The organism is Shewanella sp. KJ2020 (assembly GCF_024197625.1).
GTDB lineage: Bacteria > Pseudomonadota > Gammaproteobacteria > Enterobacterales > Shewanellaceae > Shewanella.
Window position 1 is genome coordinate 42,658 of the sequence record NZ_JAKUKD010000024.1, and the last position, 15,263, is coordinate 57,920.

The window sequence follows — 15,263 nt, forward strand, 5'->3', positions numbered from 1 at the left end:
TCCAACGATAGGATTAACTTAGCCTGTCTATCCACAAATGAACAGTATTAGTGGTGGCTGTGTTTATCGGCAGGGGAATGTGGCTTCTGTGCCGATGCCCCATGGTGGGCGTGTTTGTGGGCCTGTTCATGGGTATTATGCCCGTGTGAATGCCCATGGGGGGCTGGTTTTACCAACATCAGGCGGCGTAAAAATTTACGGGGGCCTAAGCGCAATAAACTTGCGGCAAACAGTCCTGAGAGCATGAGTAATGCCACTAGATTGAGAGTTTCCGGCAATGTTATCAATGAGAACCACATAGGCAAACGCAGCGCCGCGACTAAAGCGACGCTAATGATCGCCAGTAAAATGCCTCTCTGCGTCCATGTCATCAATCTAAGCTGGGCAATATTGAGCACAGGCGCGGCTATCAAGGGCAGCATAATGGCCAGTGGGCTCCAACCGCTGTAAGCGAGGGCTAGGGCGAGTACTGCTGCACCTAAGTTACAGAAACGCATAGGTAAAAAGACTAATAATAGCACTATGACCTGCAACACTGGATTGCTTAAGGGGACGGATGGGTGGCCGATAAGATTGACCAGCACTAGGCTGAGCAAAATCCAAGGCGCGCTGCGGTCAACTAAATGGGCAAAACCAAAACGTAGGGCATGGCTGGGTAATTTAGTGTGGGGATCCGTGATTTCAACCTGGGCGTGGCTCAAATAAGCACTCAGGATAAAAACCACCAGTAGCTGAAATACTGCCAACCAAGGGCCGAGTAATAGCACAGTGATCACCAGCGCCTCTGGGCCCGCTAAGCGTTGGAACCAGCGGCGGGACAGGCTGCTGTCCTGTGGCGTTAACCCCAATTTAAAACGCAGTGTGGCGACGGCATAACTGAGCAAGAGTACGGGCGCGATAGTCATTAGCCAGCTCATTAATTGCTCTGTGCTGTGGTCGTGGTGAGCATGCTCGTGACCACCAGAATCAATCATTAGCAAAGCCATTAGCAAGGCTATGCCTAATAAACTACCAACCCCAGCTTGGTATTCATATTTGCCTTGCGTATCATTTTCATGCTGACCATGGGGTTGATGTAATACTACATGCAGAATTGAACCTGTAATAAAGGCCTGTAAGTAGATAGTGTCATCAATATTTAAATAAGGTAAGAATTGCTCACTAGCGAAATAGCCTATACCTGTGAATAGCATAATGGCTGCAAAAATAAGGACTGTCCAACGGGCACCAAGATGGGGTTTTAGAACCCACCACACTGCAAAACCGACGGGCAGTTGGTGGAGTATGACACCAAGGGCTAGCATTATGGAGTTGCCATCCTGCTGTGCTAAAACCATGGCAGTGCCATCGGTGATTGTATGTAGTAATAAGCCGCCAATGCCTAAAAATAGGGCAAAATTATGGGTGATTTCAGAATAGCGGTGGAATAAACGTTCGCTGGCTGTCGGCCCCCATAAACCCAGCACCACAAAGACAATTGCCAGCAGGCCACCATGTTCCAGTAGTTCTGGCAAAATATGGATCAGCACTAATCCGCCTAAGGAGACGAATATAAAGCCATCGAGTCCCTTCTGTAGTCCGCTGCCCGATGAAAAGTAGCGGTAAAACAGCGGCCCGATTAAGAGTGCAATACAACTAGCAAGAAGATAGAGCATGAATTCCACGGAAATTTACTGAAAAAACGCCATAGTATACCAGCTGTAATGCAAAGTGAGCAGTGGCTTAGTGGCAATTTACTCAACTGATATTTTTACATCGAATTGGAGGAAGACATTTTATTTACTTTCGCCATTTAACCGATAAATTTTCAGACCTACGGCGAGAAAAGGTTATACAATATGGGCTTATGTTTGCTTAGGCGTTGATAAAGTTAAATGGATATATTTTCTGCTGCAGTTATGTTGTTTCTGATTATGGATCCCCTCGGTAATTTACCGATTTTCGCATCGATTTTAAGGCATATCGATCCGAAAAAACGTCGTAAGGTACTGATCCGCGAGTTGCTCTTTGCATTAGTGATCATGCTTGCCTTCCTTTATGCGGGAGAGGCAATCTTAAGTTTCTTAAATCTTCGCTCCGAATCCGTGAGCATTGCGGGCGGCATCATTTTATTCCTGATTGCGATTCGGATGATTTTCCCGCAACCCGGCGGCGTAGTCGGCCTAGCCGCAGGTGAAGAGCCTTTTATCGTCCCTATGGCGATCCCGCTAATGGCGGGCCCATCGATCCTCGCTGCATTGATCCTACTGGCACATACCGACAGTTCCCGTATGGGCGACTGGACCATAGCCTTAGTCTCTGCTTGGGGAGCGAGTGCAGTTATCCTAATGTTCTATAAGCTCTTTACCCGCATGTTGGGTGAAAAGGGGTTAACTGCCGTTGAACGTCTTATGGGTATGGTACTGGTGATGATATCGGTACAAATGTTCCTCGATGGTGTTTCAAATTATATGAAAACCGCGGGATAACATGCCCCACTGTAACAAAAACCGTATTAACTTAGCGTTAATACGGTTTTTTTATGGCCGAAGACTTAAATTGACGGCTAGCTGAATGAATGCTGACAAAATATAAAATCAACTCTGTAAAGTAATATATCGAGTTGTTACTCAGATGTGGTGCTGATAATGTTGGCGCTTCTCTTCCTGTTCAGGCTGGAAGAATTAACTCAATCTTGCCGTATATAAAGGCGTACTTGTCTTATTAGCAACGGGCGCTAGCCTTAATAAGTTGCTTGGCCGAGGCGCATAAGTCGTTATGGAAGGAAAACTGAAGATGCAAACAACAAAAGCCATGACGGCATTGGGATTAATGCTGGCATTGATCAGCGGCGCGAGCATGGCTGCGCCCCAGCAAACGCCCGCGGATGCGGGGGTTATTAATAAAGATCGTATTCTATATTGGTTGATTAAGCGGGGCGAAGTGTCTGCCGATGCGAGTGAGAGCGTTAAGCAGGCCGCAGTTCAGGCTTACATTCAGCGAGCCTTGGTTGCACAACCTAAGTTACCTCGAATCGAGGTTGAGGCCGAACATGCCCGTCAGCACAAAGCCCAATCATCCCAGATGCTGCGTTCTCCGGCGCAGCGTGTATTGGCCGATGCCGATGTGACCAAAACCGTTAAAGTTTTAACAGTACTGATTGATTTTCCAGACTTAAAATTTAATAACAATGGATTAACGGCCAGTGATACCGCCATGTATTACTCTAGCTATCCGGTTTCCCACTATAAGAATTTACTCTTTTCAACGACGGGATTTGCTGGCCCACAGGGGCAGACACTGACGTCGGGATATCAGTATTATCAGGCGGTGTCGGGTAAGAGTTTCTTTTTCACTGGGGATGTAAAGGGCTGGTATAGCGCCAGTCAAAATGCCACATATTATGGCGCCAATGATCCTGACACTGGCAGTGATACGCAAGTGACTGAACTGGTAAAGGAAGCCGTTTCCCAAGCCGCAGCCAGTATGTCGGCGGCTGAGCTAGCAAGCTATGATGTTGAAGATCCGTATGATTTAAACGATAACGGTAATTACGACGAGCCCGATGGCATTATCGATCATGTGATGATCTTTCACTCGAGCATAGGTGAAGAGGCCGGGGGCGGGAAATTAGGGGATAACGCCATCTGGTCCCATCGTTATTATGTTGACCAAAGCACTCAAGGCTACAGTATTCCGGGGTCGACCAAAAAAGTCTTTGGTTACACTATTCAACCTATAGATGCGGCAACTGGGGTTTGTACCCATGAGTTTGGCCATGATCTAGGGCTACCCGATGAGTACGATACTTCTGATGCTGAAGACCAAGATGGTTCGCCAGTGGGGCTGTGGTCATTAATGTCCGGCGGCAGTTGGGCTGGGACTATACCCGGTGCGCAGCCCAGTGGCTTTAGCCCCTATGCCCGTTCTTACCTGCAGACAAAATACAAAGGCAAATGGCTTAATGAGCGTGAAATTGCCCTAGAGAGCATTCCTAAAGCTGGGATGGAAATCACTCTGAATGAGGCGGTTAATCAAGAGGTTATTAACCAAGTTTCGATTCCATTACCCGTAGCCCAGATTTCCTTTAAAGCACCCTATCAGGGCAGCTATCAGTACTATTCTGGTCAAGGGGATATGCTGACTAATAGCATGAGCTTTACGATTAATTTGCCGAGTACAACGGATAAACTCACGCTCTCTATGCAGGCGAGTTGGGAAATTGAAACCGACTACGACTATATGCAGGTAAAAGTGAACGGCGTGGCGATTGCGGGTAATTACACTAAGTCCAGCAACACAATTAACAGCGCCCGGCACATTATTACCGATAAATCATCGACTATCTCGACAGCTGTGGGTAGTGATGCTTGGGTAAATTTAGAATATGACTTATCGAGTTATGCTGGTAAGGCCGCCACCATTGAATTTAACTATGTGACCGATGAGGCGGTAAAAGAGTCGGGGATCACCATAGATAATATCAGCATTAAACAAGGTTCGAGTGAGCTTTATGCTGATAATGCTGAGGTCGCGAACAAAGCCACACTAGCGGGTTATAGCCGGATCACTAATACTCGCCCTGGTGCCGCATCCCGCTATCTTATCCAGCTGCGCAGCCATAATGGTATAGACGCGGGTTTAAGGGATGAGGGTTTTGATCCCGGGGTGCTCTTATGGTTAGAGGATTTTAGTTATAGCGATAATAATGTGTCGGGCCATGCTGGCCATAGTTTGATTGGGGTGATTGATGCCGACCAAAATATGATAGGCACTCGTTCGACCGATGAGCAGATCCGCGATGCCGCCTTTAGCACGGTAAGGCAAACCGCCTATGACGGTGATAATCACCTGAGTGCAGTCACCTTATTCGATGACAGCTTAGATTACAGTGCGCCGCTGCAACCTCAATCGGGGATGGTGTTACAAAAACTGGGGGTGACTATGGAAGTGTTATCCCAGGCGAGTAACAACAGCACGGCGGTGATCCGCTTAGCAAATGCCAATGCCGATCCTGGGTTAACCCCATTAACTGCCGCGATTACCTTAGTACAAACGGGTCAAACCGTGGCTGTCTCTGCGGTTGCCCAAGGGGGAGAAGGTAGTTATAGCTATGGGTGGGACTTTGGGGTTGCGGGTGCTTCAAGCACGCTTGCCTCAACGACTTACACTTATACCAATGGGGGCAATTACACTATCACGCTGACGGTGACCGATGCTAAGGGTAACCAAGCTACAGCCACTCAAGCCCTAGTGATCACTTTGCCTCTCACGGTTAACTTTTCTCACACTGCTAACCAGTTGACTGTGAGTTTCACTAATACGTCTGCGGGTGGTTCAGGCAACTTAACCTATGCATGGGATTTTGGTGATGGTTTGACTAGCTCAGCCGTCGCACCGAGCCATACTTATGCGAAAGCGGGGACTTATACTGTGACATTGAAGGTCAGTGATGAACAGAATAGTCAGGCTAGCAGCAGTAAGACTATCACAGTGACCGCCCCCGTCACTCCGCCAGCCAAGGAAAGTTCAGGTGGCGGCAGTTTAGGATGGTTAAGTCTCGCATTTCTTGGCTTATTCGTTTGGCGCCGCCAGCATTAATACGATTAAGTTGAGCCGATAAATATAAAATGCCTCTGATATCAGAGGCATTTTTGTTTGTTAGCGTTTGTTGAGGGCTTCGATAGCTTGTACTGCCGCGGGCAGAAAAATCTCACTGACGATCATCTCATCGTGGCCGTGGTGAAAATAACGCCGCCGTCCCCAAAGTTCATCCTCGACGCGCTGATCTAAACTTTTGGCCAGTTGGGCTAGGCGGCTACAGGTTTCGAAGCGGGCAACTTCAATTCTGCCGGGAATAAAGTTATCTTGGCTGAACAGCAGTTCCCCCAGTGGGCGAGTGCCAAGACCAAGGAAATCTGCTTGTCGTTCAAACAGTAAGGTTTGTGGAATTAAGGTTCTGGCGAATACCCAAGGAATAGTGTCAAGGCAGAGCAGCACTTCACGGATCCACACTAAACCCTGCTGGGGATATTCACCTTCGAGTGGGGTAAGCTGACCTTCTCCTAACACTTTAACCTCAAACTGGTTGCAACAGGTTTTTAGTTTTTGTGTGAGGCTGCCCGGCGCGAGCAACCAATCTTTCAGGGGAGATTGGGGAAGTTTGTTGGCACTCTCGGCGCAAAACCACTGAATAGATTCACCATAGGGGAAGCTTAAGCTGGTCACATTCATCAAATACTCGTTACAATATAAGCAAACGTCGGCAGTCTACCAGATAGATTGGGAAGTTTCTTCCATCGACCATTATTGTTTTTAGGGAGCCGTAAGCCGCTATGAAAAAAATATTATCAGCCTGCCTGATTTTGCTCAATTTAGCCTTTAATGCTTATGCGGCCGATGAAAAGGAAGCGCCGCCCGCAACACAGAGTGAATACGCTTATTACGGCTTCGAGCCTGAGATAGTGACTAACTATATTTCGAACCGTAAAAAGCTTGGCTTTGTGAAGATCAGCGTCGAATTAATGGTTAAAGACCCAGAGGATCTCATCATTATTGAGCGCCACAATCCGCTACTGCGCGCCGCGATTATTGAGGTGTTGGGCAATCAATCGGAAGAAAAGATTAAGTCGCTCACTGGCCGTGAAGAAATTCGACGCGAGTGTTTCGATATGGTCAATAATCTCATTACCCAAGAAGCGGGTAAGCCATTGATCGTAAACTTACTCTTTACCTCTTATCTGTACGATTAATTCGTACAACTATTTTACCTGAGGCCGACGCATGTTGGCCCGTTGCGCTAGCAGAACCCCCATATACCAGAGCCGCTATGTCAAAACCTGCCGTTAAATCCGCTCTCAAACCCAGTACCGCATCTCGGGGTAAAGTACACGGGCGGCCAAATGTTGCGCGGGTCGATTCTAAGTCCCAATCAGTGGGGAAGCATAAGACAATATCCGCGGCTACCAAGGGTCGCAAGCCGCTAAAAAAAGCCCTACATCCACGCAATATTCACCTGGATGGCTATGATTTTTCGGCGCTAATCAGTGTATTCCCTAAGCTTAAAGCCTTTGTTCGCCCGACGCCCTACGGTGCTTTATCCATAGATTTTGCCGATCCCTTGGCGGTTAAGACGCTCAATGCCGCACTCCTAAAACATCACTATGGGATTGGATCTTGGGATATTCCTAAGGGGGCGCTTTGTCCGCCCATACCCGGTCGCGTCGATTATTTGCATTATTTGGCAGACCTTTTAGCCGAAGGCGATAAGTCATTGGCTCTGGGGAACGCTAGGGTATTAGATATAGGCACAGGCGCGAACGGCATTTATCCCATATTGGGCAGCCAAGTGTATGGCTGGCAATTTGTCGCCTCGGATATCAATGCCCATTCACTCGCCAATGTGCAGGGCATTATCGAGCAAAACCCAGTGCTGCAGGGGCGGATAAGTTTACGATTACAACCGGATGAACAGGCGGTGTTTAAGGGGATCATCGAAGCCGATGATTGCTTCGAGCTGACCCTGTGCAATCCCCCTTTTCATGCATCGCTTGCCGAGGCCAGTGAAGGCTCTTTGCGTAAGGTGCGCAATCTTGCAGCGAACCGAGGGGGAAAGGCTCCGCTAGCAAGCGCTAAGCTGAATTTCGGTGGTCAGGCGGCGGAACTTTGGTGCCAAGGTGGCGAGCAACAATTTTTAGCGACCATGATCCACGAAAGCCAACTTTTTGCCGAGCAATGCCTGTGGTTCACTAGCCTAGTGTCGAAGAAGGAAAATCTGAAACTTTGTTATCAAGCCTTAGCGCAGTTGAAAGTTGATACTGTGAAGACGATTGAGATGCAGCAGGGCAATAAGATCACCCGGGTCTTAGCGTGGAGTTTTCAGTCGGCGGCTAAGCGCAAAATTTGGCGCGATGAATACTTAACTCGTTAAAAAACAAAACAGGCGCCAGTGGCGCCTGTTCTTATTAAAGGTAAAAATAACCACTGTTACTGCGGCTTTTCTTCCTGATGATCGCGGCGGAATAACGCCCACTCTTCCATGGATTCGCCACTTGGCAAGGTACAGATCCCATGCTCACCTTCGGCGGTTTTCTCTATTGCTAAGCTGCCGCCGAGGGAGATGCAATACTCAGAAGCGGGATTGGCCATGTTGACTTGTGTAGCAGGCTTTTCGGCTTCACCGCAACCGACGAATGCCACAGCGGTCAGCAGTGTTGCCACCAATGGAAAACGAGTTTTCATACATATTCCTTAATCGTATTCACTTATTTACGCCCTAAAATTCGCAGAATTCGTAGGAATAAGTTGATGATATCCATATACAAAGCGGCTGCGCTATCGATGGCATTATCTATGGTTTTGGGAATTTGATTCGCCCGTCCCCAGTCGTAACCTATATACCCGCAGAAAATCAGCACTACTATCCAATCTAAAATGCCGTGGTGGGTATTAAAGATAAATACTTCAATCAGTTCGACGACGATAACCAGCAACAAAGCGATAGTGAGTGCGCCGGCAATTTTTTGGAAAAAGGCGGGGAAGAGTGTGCCTAAACACATCATGGCAATGGTGACTAGCCCTGTGATGCGAATGGCTTCGGTCACTAATTCAGGATCGTACTGACTGACCACCATATTGATAATTAAGCCGAAGGGGACGACCACAAAGTTGTAGCCAATAAAGCTGACGACGGGATTGCTCGATTTTTGAAACAGATAAATCCCGAAGAAACAGGAGGCAAAATAGCCGATAAAGAAAATCCAAGGATTAACGCTGGCAATCGCTTCTGGGTCGATATTGGTGACCATCCAATAGTTAACGGCGAACCCCCAAATGAGCGTGAGGCCTATAACGAGGTTATAAATACCTGCACCAACGATGGGATCGTCGGTGGTCATGCGATCAAAGACACTGTTTTCAGAATCCATATGGTTTCCCTGTGATTTCCCTATTGTTACTGGTTGCTAAGCCTCACCAGAGCGGCGCTAAGTTAAGGCAAATAAAGCTATTTTTCAAGTTTACGCATTTTGAGCGCCACAGACATGACAGCTGGCTTGTTTGGGTAATTTCATCTCTCGGAATTCCATCGTCATCGCATCGATCATCAAAATACGCCCGGCGAGGGTTTTGCCTATGCCTGTGATGACTTTGATCGCTTCCACTGCCTGTAAACAACCTATCATACCGACGACGGGGGCAAGAATTCCCGATTCGACACAACTGAGCTGCTGCTCGCCAAATAATGAACTAAAGCAATGATAACAAGGTGTTTGTTCTTGATAGTCAAATACTGTCACCATGCCCTCCATACGGATGGCGGCGGAAACCAAGGGCACTCTATGCTTAAAGCAACTGAGATTGAGCTGCTCACGTACGCTAACATTATCGGTGCAATCGAGCACTAGATGATGGTCAGCGACTAAGGCATCGATTTCATGGTCGTCTAGTACGGCATTGATAGTATTGATTTTTATATGGGGATTGAGCTGGCTTAGGCTCTGTTTAGCCGATTCGACCTTAGCTTGGCCAATATTCGCATCCTGGTGAAGCACTTGGCGTTGTAGGTTAGATAACTCAACCCTATCAAAATCCACTAATGTGAGTTCGCCTATACCTGCGACCGTAAGATATTGACTGGCGGCGCAGCCTAGGCCACCGGCGCCTATCATCAAGACTTTGGCGAGTTTTAAGCGTTCCTGACCATCGATATCCATGGCTTTGATGGATATCTGGCGGCTGTAGCGGGTGAGCTCGCTATCGCTAAGGATGTCTACTTGTTCGTTCATAAAGAGACCTTAGCAGAGTACGCTGTTAAAGGGTTCAACTGTGACTTTAGTGCCCGCCGGCGTGTCACCTTGGAACTGTTCTAACAACACAAAACAGTTGGCCAGACTCATAGAGGTCAACATGCCCGAACCTTGGCTGCCGGTGATCGCCACTTCGAGTTCACCCTGGGGATTACGGCTTAAAATCCCCCGTTGATATTCGACGCGGCCCGGTTGTTTACGCACCGGAGTCGTCAGTGTGGCGTCTAACATCAAAGGTTCTACTGGGGTTAAACCTTGCATCTTGTTCAATATTGGCCAAACGAGTTTATAAAAAGTCACCATGGACGAGACCGGATTACCCGGTAAACCACAGAATATCGCCTTGCCAATCCGTCCCATCGCAAAGGGTTTGCCCGGTTTAATCGCGAGCTTCCAGAAGGTGATTTGGCCTTCTTCATCGAGAATTTGCTTAGTAAAATCCGCTTCGCCGACCGAAACACCGCCCGAGGTTAATACCATATCCGCTATGCTGGCGGCATGGCGAAATGCGTGACGAATGGCCTCGGGATCATCGGCAATCACGCCTAAATCCAGCCATTCCACATTGGCGCGGCTGAGTAATCCTTGGATGGAATAACGGTTAGAATCATAAATTTGCCCCGGCGCTAATTCACTGCCGACCGGGCGTAGCTCATCCCCGGTTGAGAAAAAGGCGACTTTAAGTTGGCGGTAAACCCTGACTTGGCTAACGCCTATGGTGGCGAGTACACCCAGTTCGGCGGCACCGATTTCGATCCCCGCATTAAGCACTTGGGTGCCTTGGGTGAGTTCTTCACCACGGCAACGCACATTGGCGCCTTTGCCCTTGGGGTGCTTGATAAGAATAAATTCCCCTTGGACTTGGGTTTCTTCCTGCATTTGCACTGTGTCATAACCCGCAGGAACTGGAGCCCCCGTCATGATCCGTATGCAGCTATTCGCTTGGGCTTCACCTTGAAAGCCATGTCCCGCGAAGGAACTGCCGATAAGGCGTAGAGCCGTTTGCTCTGTCTGTTGCTGTAAGTCGGCAAAACGGAAGGCATAGCCGTCCATCGATGAGTTATCGAAGGGCGGCAGATCGATGCAGGACGCTAAATTTTCGGCGAGCACTCGACCTAAGGCTTGGGGCAATAATACGACTTCGGTGTCTGACACTGGGCTAACTTGTTCGAGCAAAAGGGGAATAGCTTGATCGGGATGCATTAGGCTAGGTTGCGAACAAGGATCGGCTTTTACGGACATCGGGTCTTCCTTATATGCTGTGAGTTGTGTGGCAACATTGGGCTTATTATGCCACGGTGATCGGCGATGGCCATGATCTGCATGCGAGTTTCTGTGATGGGCAATCGGTTTTTTACTGCCACAGTTTAGGAAAGTGGGCGCTTTATGTTGAATAGTCTTAACATAAAATCTCAAACTTAAACGCGAGTCGATGAACAAATGAAAATCATTTTTATCAAATAATCATTAAGTTAGCTCAAGGTTCAAAGGTAAATTTTATTGCTTTTATTGTCCCCCTTAATGACAATGGGCCAAGATTTCAGTTCGAATGCCAAAGAGGATTTACTATGCTGTCAGCAACCATGATCGAAAAGTTGAATGAACAAATTAATATGGAGTTCTTCTCCTCCAATTTATACCTGCAAATGAGCGCATGGTGTGAAGATCAAGGCTTTGAAGGCGCAGCTAAGTTTATGCGTGAACATGCGGACGAAGAAATGGGCCATATGCGTCGCCTGTTTACTTATGTGAGTGAAACCGGTGGCCTGCCATTGTTAGGTGCGATTGAGGCGCCGCAGTCACAGTTTTCATCCTTACTGGCCTTGTTCGAGTTGACCTATGAGCACGAGCAGTTAATCACTCGCCAAATTAATGCGTTAGCCCATGCCGCATTTTCTAATCAAGATTATTCCACTTTCAACTTCCTGCAATGGTATGTGGCCGAGCAGCATGAAGAAGAAAAGCTGTTTAAGTCGATTGTCGATAAGATCCGTTTAGTGGGTGAAGATGGTAAAGCGTTGTTCTTTATTGATAAAGATCTGGCTAAATTGGCCTCTAAGGGCGGCGAAAGCATTATGAATGGCCAAAGCCAGCCACAGGCTTAAGTCCGTTTTATTCGCCACAAAAAAGCAGCCTAGTCTGCTTTTTTGCTATGAGTGCTTAGCTTTCTATCATCTTAGATATTCACACAACTATCCTGATAATCATGGTGAATATGCTTGATATACAGCAGCGGCGTGACCTCATCGAATGGCAGCGGTTTTGAGATTAAATAGCCCTGGGCGAAATGACAGCCTAGGTCCCGCAGGAAATGCCACTGGGCCTCGGTTTCTATGCCTTCGGCAACGAGCTCCATTTCAAGGCTTTGGCCCATCATCACTATCGCTTTAACTAAGTTTGCATTCGAGTTGTTATCGAGGGCATTTTCCACAAAACTGCGGTCGATTTTGATGACAGAAATAGGGAATTTTTTCAAATAACTCAATGAGGAATAACCTGTCCCAAAATCATCGATATAGATTTGCGAGCCTAAGTGGCGAATGGATTCTAGGGTGCTTAAGCAGTGGCTCGCATCGCCCATCAACATGCTTTCGGTGATCTCAATATGCACATTGCGCGGGTTCACATGGTGGCGGTTAAAGCATTCCTGCAGCACTTGGTCAAAGCCCATGCCGCGGGTGTTGATACATTGACGGCTGGAAACATTAATGGCGACATTGATATTTAAGCCGCTTTTCTGCCACTGCCTGAGGTCGTGCATCGCTTGGTTGAGTACCCACTCGCCCATAGGTTCTATAAGCCCAGTCTCTTCGGCGATAGTGATAAATTGATCCGGTGGTATCAGGCCAAAATCAGGATCTTGCCAGCGGATAAGCGCCTCAACACTGCACACTTGGCCGGTTTTCATATCGACTATAGGTTGATAATGCAGGGTAAATTCATTTTGTGCTACGGCGCGTCGCAGGCGTTGTTCCAGTTCCATGCGAGCATACATGGTTTGATTCATACCTGCGGTAAAGTATTTGAAGGTGTTTCGGCCGGCATCTTTGGCTTGATACATGGCCATTTCAGTATTGCGGGTGAGGGAGCTTACGTCGAGACCATCTTCGGGGTACACACCAATACCGAAACTGGCGGAGATCTGGATCTCCCGTTCGTTCAGTATAAAAGGCGCGGATAGGGTTTCAATGATGCGGCTGGCCATATGTTCGATGGCGAGTTCGTTCGTTAGGCGTGGCAATATGAGGACAAATTCATCCCCACCGATACGGGCGATAAAATCGGTTTTACCCGCAATTTCCTCTAGGCGTTTAGCTACATCGAGTAGCAACAGGTCGCCAGTGGCATGGCCCTGTACATCATTAATATATTTAAATTGATCTAAGTCGATCAGCAGAATAGCCAGCTTACGTGAGTCGTGCTGTGCTACATGGATTTCATGCTGCAGACGTTCATTAAAAAGTTTGCGGTTAGGTAGGCCTGTAAGGCTATCGAAGTTAGCCTGATACCAAAGATCCTGTTCATATTGTTTACGTTTACTGATATCCATAAATAAACCAATATGTTGGATTATCTGCCCCTGCTCATTGCGCACCACAGTTATCGCCAGATACTCGGGGTAGACTTGGCCATCCTTGCGTTTATTCCAGATTTCTCCCTCCCACTTACCTTCCTGTTCTAGGGCCTCCCACATAGCGGTGTAGAAATGCTGGGTATGGCGTTTAGAGCTTAGGAGTGAGGGGCTGCGTCCCTTCACGTCTTCTAAGGTGTAACCCGTGATCTGGCTAAATGCGGGGTTGACCATTTCGATATGATTATCCGCATCCGTCACCATTATGCCTTCGGCTGAATAATTGAATACGGCGGCGGCACGATTGAGCGCATGGTTAGCCTTTTGGCGCTCGCTAATCATCAGGTTCATGGCGCGGGCCATGCGGCCGAGTTCATCCGAACCTGAAACATTGATATTGATGTTGAGCTGAGGATCGGCCGCCATCTGCTGCATGTTATTGGCAATTTTTGTGATTTTATCGATAAAGCTGCGAATAATCTTACGCCCTAGCCAGAGTGTGATAGTGGCGGTAAACAAGGCGGAAAAGAGGTATAAACCGAGAAGCGTCAGGGCTTGGTTTTGCTGAGTTTCACTCTGCTGCGCCATGGACTCAGTGATCTCATTACCTATGGCGTGCAGTTTATTGATGCGATCCGTTGTCAGTGACCACCAATCTTTGCTGCTGACCGGATGGGGTGGCATTAACAGTTTGTCTATGGCCCCACTCAGATTGGTGTCGTTCACATGGGCGAGGGCGGCGATCTCTTCGCGGGCAAGCCTTTGAGGTTGCAACTGTTGTAGCTTAGACATATCAAATTGGAATTGGTGAATGCTGTCTTCGATAACATTGACCGTGGGGATTAAGCTTGGCTGGTTGCGGGTCTCATGCTTTAGCTCATCCAGATTAAGCTGAATGATAGCCAAGGCCCGATTGAATTTATCCAGTGAGTTAGCATCGCCCTTGAGCAAATAGTTCTGATAACTATCGATCAAACCGCCATAGCCTAAATGGGCATTGATATTTTGCACTAAAGTGCTAACACGGTTCTGCTGTTCAATCTGTTGATTAATATTGAGTATTTGTAAGTTTTCTGGAGAAGCTTGTATTTGGCGGATCAGTGATTGTCTATCTGAAATCGAGGCATTGCTGGCGTGCAAAATGGCTTGGCCATATTCGTACATTATCGTGCTTATGCTGCGGTAATCATCGATGCTCAATGAGCTTGATAACAGCATACTGTTAATGGCGCTGCGCTCTTTGACGGCAAGCTCCTGCACCATCAGGAGATTTAATAAATCGGCATAGGCGCGGGATTGGTTAATATCATTGGTTTGCAGTTGTAGCTGCTGGATCAGTTGCAGGAGTTGGGCATTAAGCTGATTGTATAAGTTGCTGAAAACCTGAGGATACTGTTTCAATACATCCTGGTGGGCTGGTATGAGTTTGTGGCTCGATAGCCGTAGTGCGTCGAGCCGCTCCTGCAGCCGCGCTGAACTCAATGGATTGTTATCTAAGACGGTAATTAAATCGTTTAAAGACGGCCCATTGAGCAATTCATCCAATGCTTTAGCCGTGCTCTGTTGCTGTTGCAGTAACTCTGATTGATTCTGGGAGCTGGCCGTTTGATTAGTCGGGACACTTAGGCCGTATTCTTTATGGAGTTGATAGAGGAGTTCAGTAATCTGTGTTGTTGTTTGTATGGCTAGATGATTGTGAGTGGCGGCGCGATATTCCTGCGCAAGAACAAACATATGTGTTAGCACAAACAGGCTCATCATCAGCAAGGGCAATAGTGAAAACAGAATGAGTTTCTGCTTCAGACTGAGGTGATGTAGCGTGGATGGCATGCAAACTTACTCCTACTCCATTTGCCTGGCGGGAGACATAAAAAAAATCAAGGCGTTCGCCTTGATACGGTATTAAG

General features: G+C 47.6%; 12 protein-coding genes. 5 read left to right on the top strand and 7 right to left on the bottom strand.

Features of this window, described 5'->3' with window-relative positions; all coding sequences use genetic code 11:
- Positions 1–47: 47 nt before the first annotated feature.
- Positions 48–1,655 (bottom strand): metal transporter, encoded by a 1,608-nt coding sequence (locus MJO46_RS13345; protein WP_253989752.1) that lies wholly within the window; start codon positions 1,653–1,655, stop codon positions 48–50.
- Positions 1,656–1,874: 219 nt separating this feature from the next.
- Here MJO46_RS13345 and MJO46_RS13350 point away from each other — a divergent pair, with 219 nt between their 5' ends.
- Positions 1,875–2,468 (top strand): YhgN family NAAT transporter, encoded by a 594-nt coding sequence (locus tag MJO46_RS13350; RefSeq protein WP_253989714.1) that lies wholly within the window; start codon positions 1,875–1,877, stop codon positions 2,466–2,468.
- Between the two features lie 307 nt (positions 2,469–2,775).
- Positions 2,776–5,580 (top strand): immune inhibitor A domain-containing protein, encoded by a 2,805-nt coding sequence (locus MJO46_RS13355; protein ID WP_253989715.1) that lies wholly within the window; start codon positions 2,776–2,778, stop codon positions 5,578–5,580.
- 60 nt (positions 5,581–5,640) lie between these two features.
- On the opposite strand, the gene MJO46_RS13360 is transcribed toward MJO46_RS13355, so the two are convergent.
- Positions 5,641–6,213, bottom strand: coding sequence for a chorismate lyase (locus MJO46_RS13360; RefSeq protein WP_253989716.1), 573 nt, complete (start codon positions 6,211–6,213; stop codon positions 5,641–5,643).
- A gap of 101 nt (positions 6,214–6,314) precedes the next feature.
- Here MJO46_RS13360 and MJO46_RS13365 point away from each other — a divergent pair, with 101 nt between their 5' ends.
- Both MJO46_RS13365 and rlmF read left to right on the top strand, forming a co-directional pair.
- Complete coding sequence (locus MJO46_RS13365; protein ID WP_253989717.1) at positions 6,315–6,731, top strand: flagellar basal body-associated protein FliL; 417 nt, start codon at positions 6,315–6,317, stop codon at positions 6,729–6,731.
- Between the two features lie 77 nt (positions 6,732–6,808).
- Positions 6,809–7,909 carry a 23S rRNA (adenine(1618)-N(6))-methyltransferase RlmF gene (rlmF, locus tag MJO46_RS13370; protein WP_253989718.1) on the top strand — a complete coding sequence of 367 codons (1,101 nt, stop codon included), beginning with the start codon at positions 6,809–6,811 and terminating at the stop codon, positions 7,907–7,909.
- Positions 7,910–7,965: 56 nt separating this feature from the next.
- Here rlmF and MJO46_RS13375 read toward each other — a convergent pair whose 3' ends face one another.
- The 4 genes from MJO46_RS13375 to glp all read right to left on the bottom strand — a co-directional run bounded on the left by MJO46_RS13375 (position 7,966) and on the right by glp (position 11,027).
- A complete protein-coding gene (locus MJO46_RS13375; protein ID WP_253989719.1) occupies positions 7,966–8,220 on the bottom strand; it encodes a DUF333 domain-containing protein in 255 nt (84 codons plus the stop codon).
- A gap of 23 nt (positions 8,221–8,243) precedes the next feature.
- Positions 8,244–8,906 carry a Bax inhibitor-1 family protein gene (locus MJO46_RS13380; protein ID WP_106648561.1) on the bottom strand — a complete coding sequence of 221 codons (663 nt, stop codon included), beginning with the start codon at positions 8,904–8,906 and terminating at the stop codon, positions 8,244–8,246.
- Between the two features lie 90 nt (positions 8,907–8,996).
- Entirely contained in the window at positions 8,997–9,764 is a 768-nt protein-coding gene (moeB, locus tag MJO46_RS13385; RefSeq protein ID WP_253989720.1) for a molybdopterin-synthase adenylyltransferase MoeB, read from the bottom strand.
- Between the two features lie 9 nt (positions 9,765–9,773).
- The gene (gene glp, locus MJO46_RS13390; RefSeq protein WP_253989721.1) at positions 9,774–11,027 is read right to left on the bottom strand and encodes a gephyrin-like molybdotransferase Glp; all 1,254 of its coding nucleotides are present in this window, start codon (positions 11,025–11,027) and stop codon (positions 9,774–9,776) included.
- Between the two features lie 326 nt (positions 11,028–11,353).
- On the opposite strand from glp, the gene ftnA reads away from it, so the two are divergent.
- Positions 11,354–11,890 (top strand): non-heme ferritin, encoded by a 537-nt coding sequence (gene ftnA, locus MJO46_RS13395; protein WP_253989722.1) that lies wholly within the window; start codon positions 11,354–11,356, stop codon positions 11,888–11,890.
- Positions 11,891–11,961: 71 nt separating this feature from the next.
- On the opposite strand, the gene MJO46_RS13400 is transcribed toward ftnA, so the two are convergent.
- A complete protein-coding gene (locus MJO46_RS13400) occupies positions 11,962–15,186 on the bottom strand; it encodes an EAL domain-containing protein (protein WP_253989723.1) in 3,225 nt (1,074 codons plus the stop codon).
- Positions 15,187–15,263: the final 77 nt, after the last annotated feature.

Bases quoted from the DNA above. Each gene is read 5' to 3' on its own strand.
- MJO46_RS13345 (WP_253989752.1), bottom strand. From the start codon at position 1,655: ATGCTCTATCTTCTTGCTAGTTGTATTGCACTCTTAATCGGGCCGCTG.
- MJO46_RS13350 (WP_253989714.1), top strand. From the start codon at position 1,875: ATGGATATATTTTCTGCTGCAGTTATGTTGTTTCTGATTATGGATCCC.
- MJO46_RS13355 (WP_253989715.1), top strand. From the start codon at position 2,776: ATGCAAACAACAAAAGCCATGACGGCATTGGGATTAATGCTGGCATTG.
- MJO46_RS13360 (WP_253989716.1), bottom strand. From the start codon at position 6,213: ATGAATGTGACCAGCTTAAGCTTCCCCTATGGTGAATCTATTCAGTGG.
- MJO46_RS13365 (WP_253989717.1), top strand. From the start codon at position 6,315: ATGAAAAAAATATTATCAGCCTGCCTGATTTTGCTCAATTTAGCCTTT.
- rlmF (WP_253989718.1), top strand. From the start codon at position 6,809: ATGTCAAAACCTGCCGTTAAATCCGCTCTCAAACCCAGTACCGCATCT.
- MJO46_RS13375 (WP_253989719.1), bottom strand. From the start codon at position 8,220: ATGAAAACTCGTTTTCCATTGGTGGCAACACTGCTGACCGCTGTGGCA.
- MJO46_RS13380 (WP_106648561.1), bottom strand. From the start codon at position 8,906: ATGGATTCTGAAAACAGTGTCTTTGATCGCATGACCACCGACGATCCC.
- moeB (WP_253989720.1), bottom strand. From the start codon at position 9,764: ATGAACGAACAAGTAGACATCCTTAGCGATAGCGAGCTCACCCGCTAC.
- glp (WP_253989721.1), bottom strand. From the start codon at position 11,027: ATGTCCGTAAAAGCCGATCCTTGTTCGCAACCTAGCCTAATGCATCCC.
- ftnA (WP_253989722.1), top strand. From the start codon at position 11,354: ATGCTGTCAGCAACCATGATCGAAAAGTTGAATGAACAAATTAATATG.
- MJO46_RS13400 (WP_253989723.1), bottom strand. From the start codon at position 15,186: ATGCCATCCACGCTACATCACCTCAGTCTGAAGCAGAAACTCATTCTG.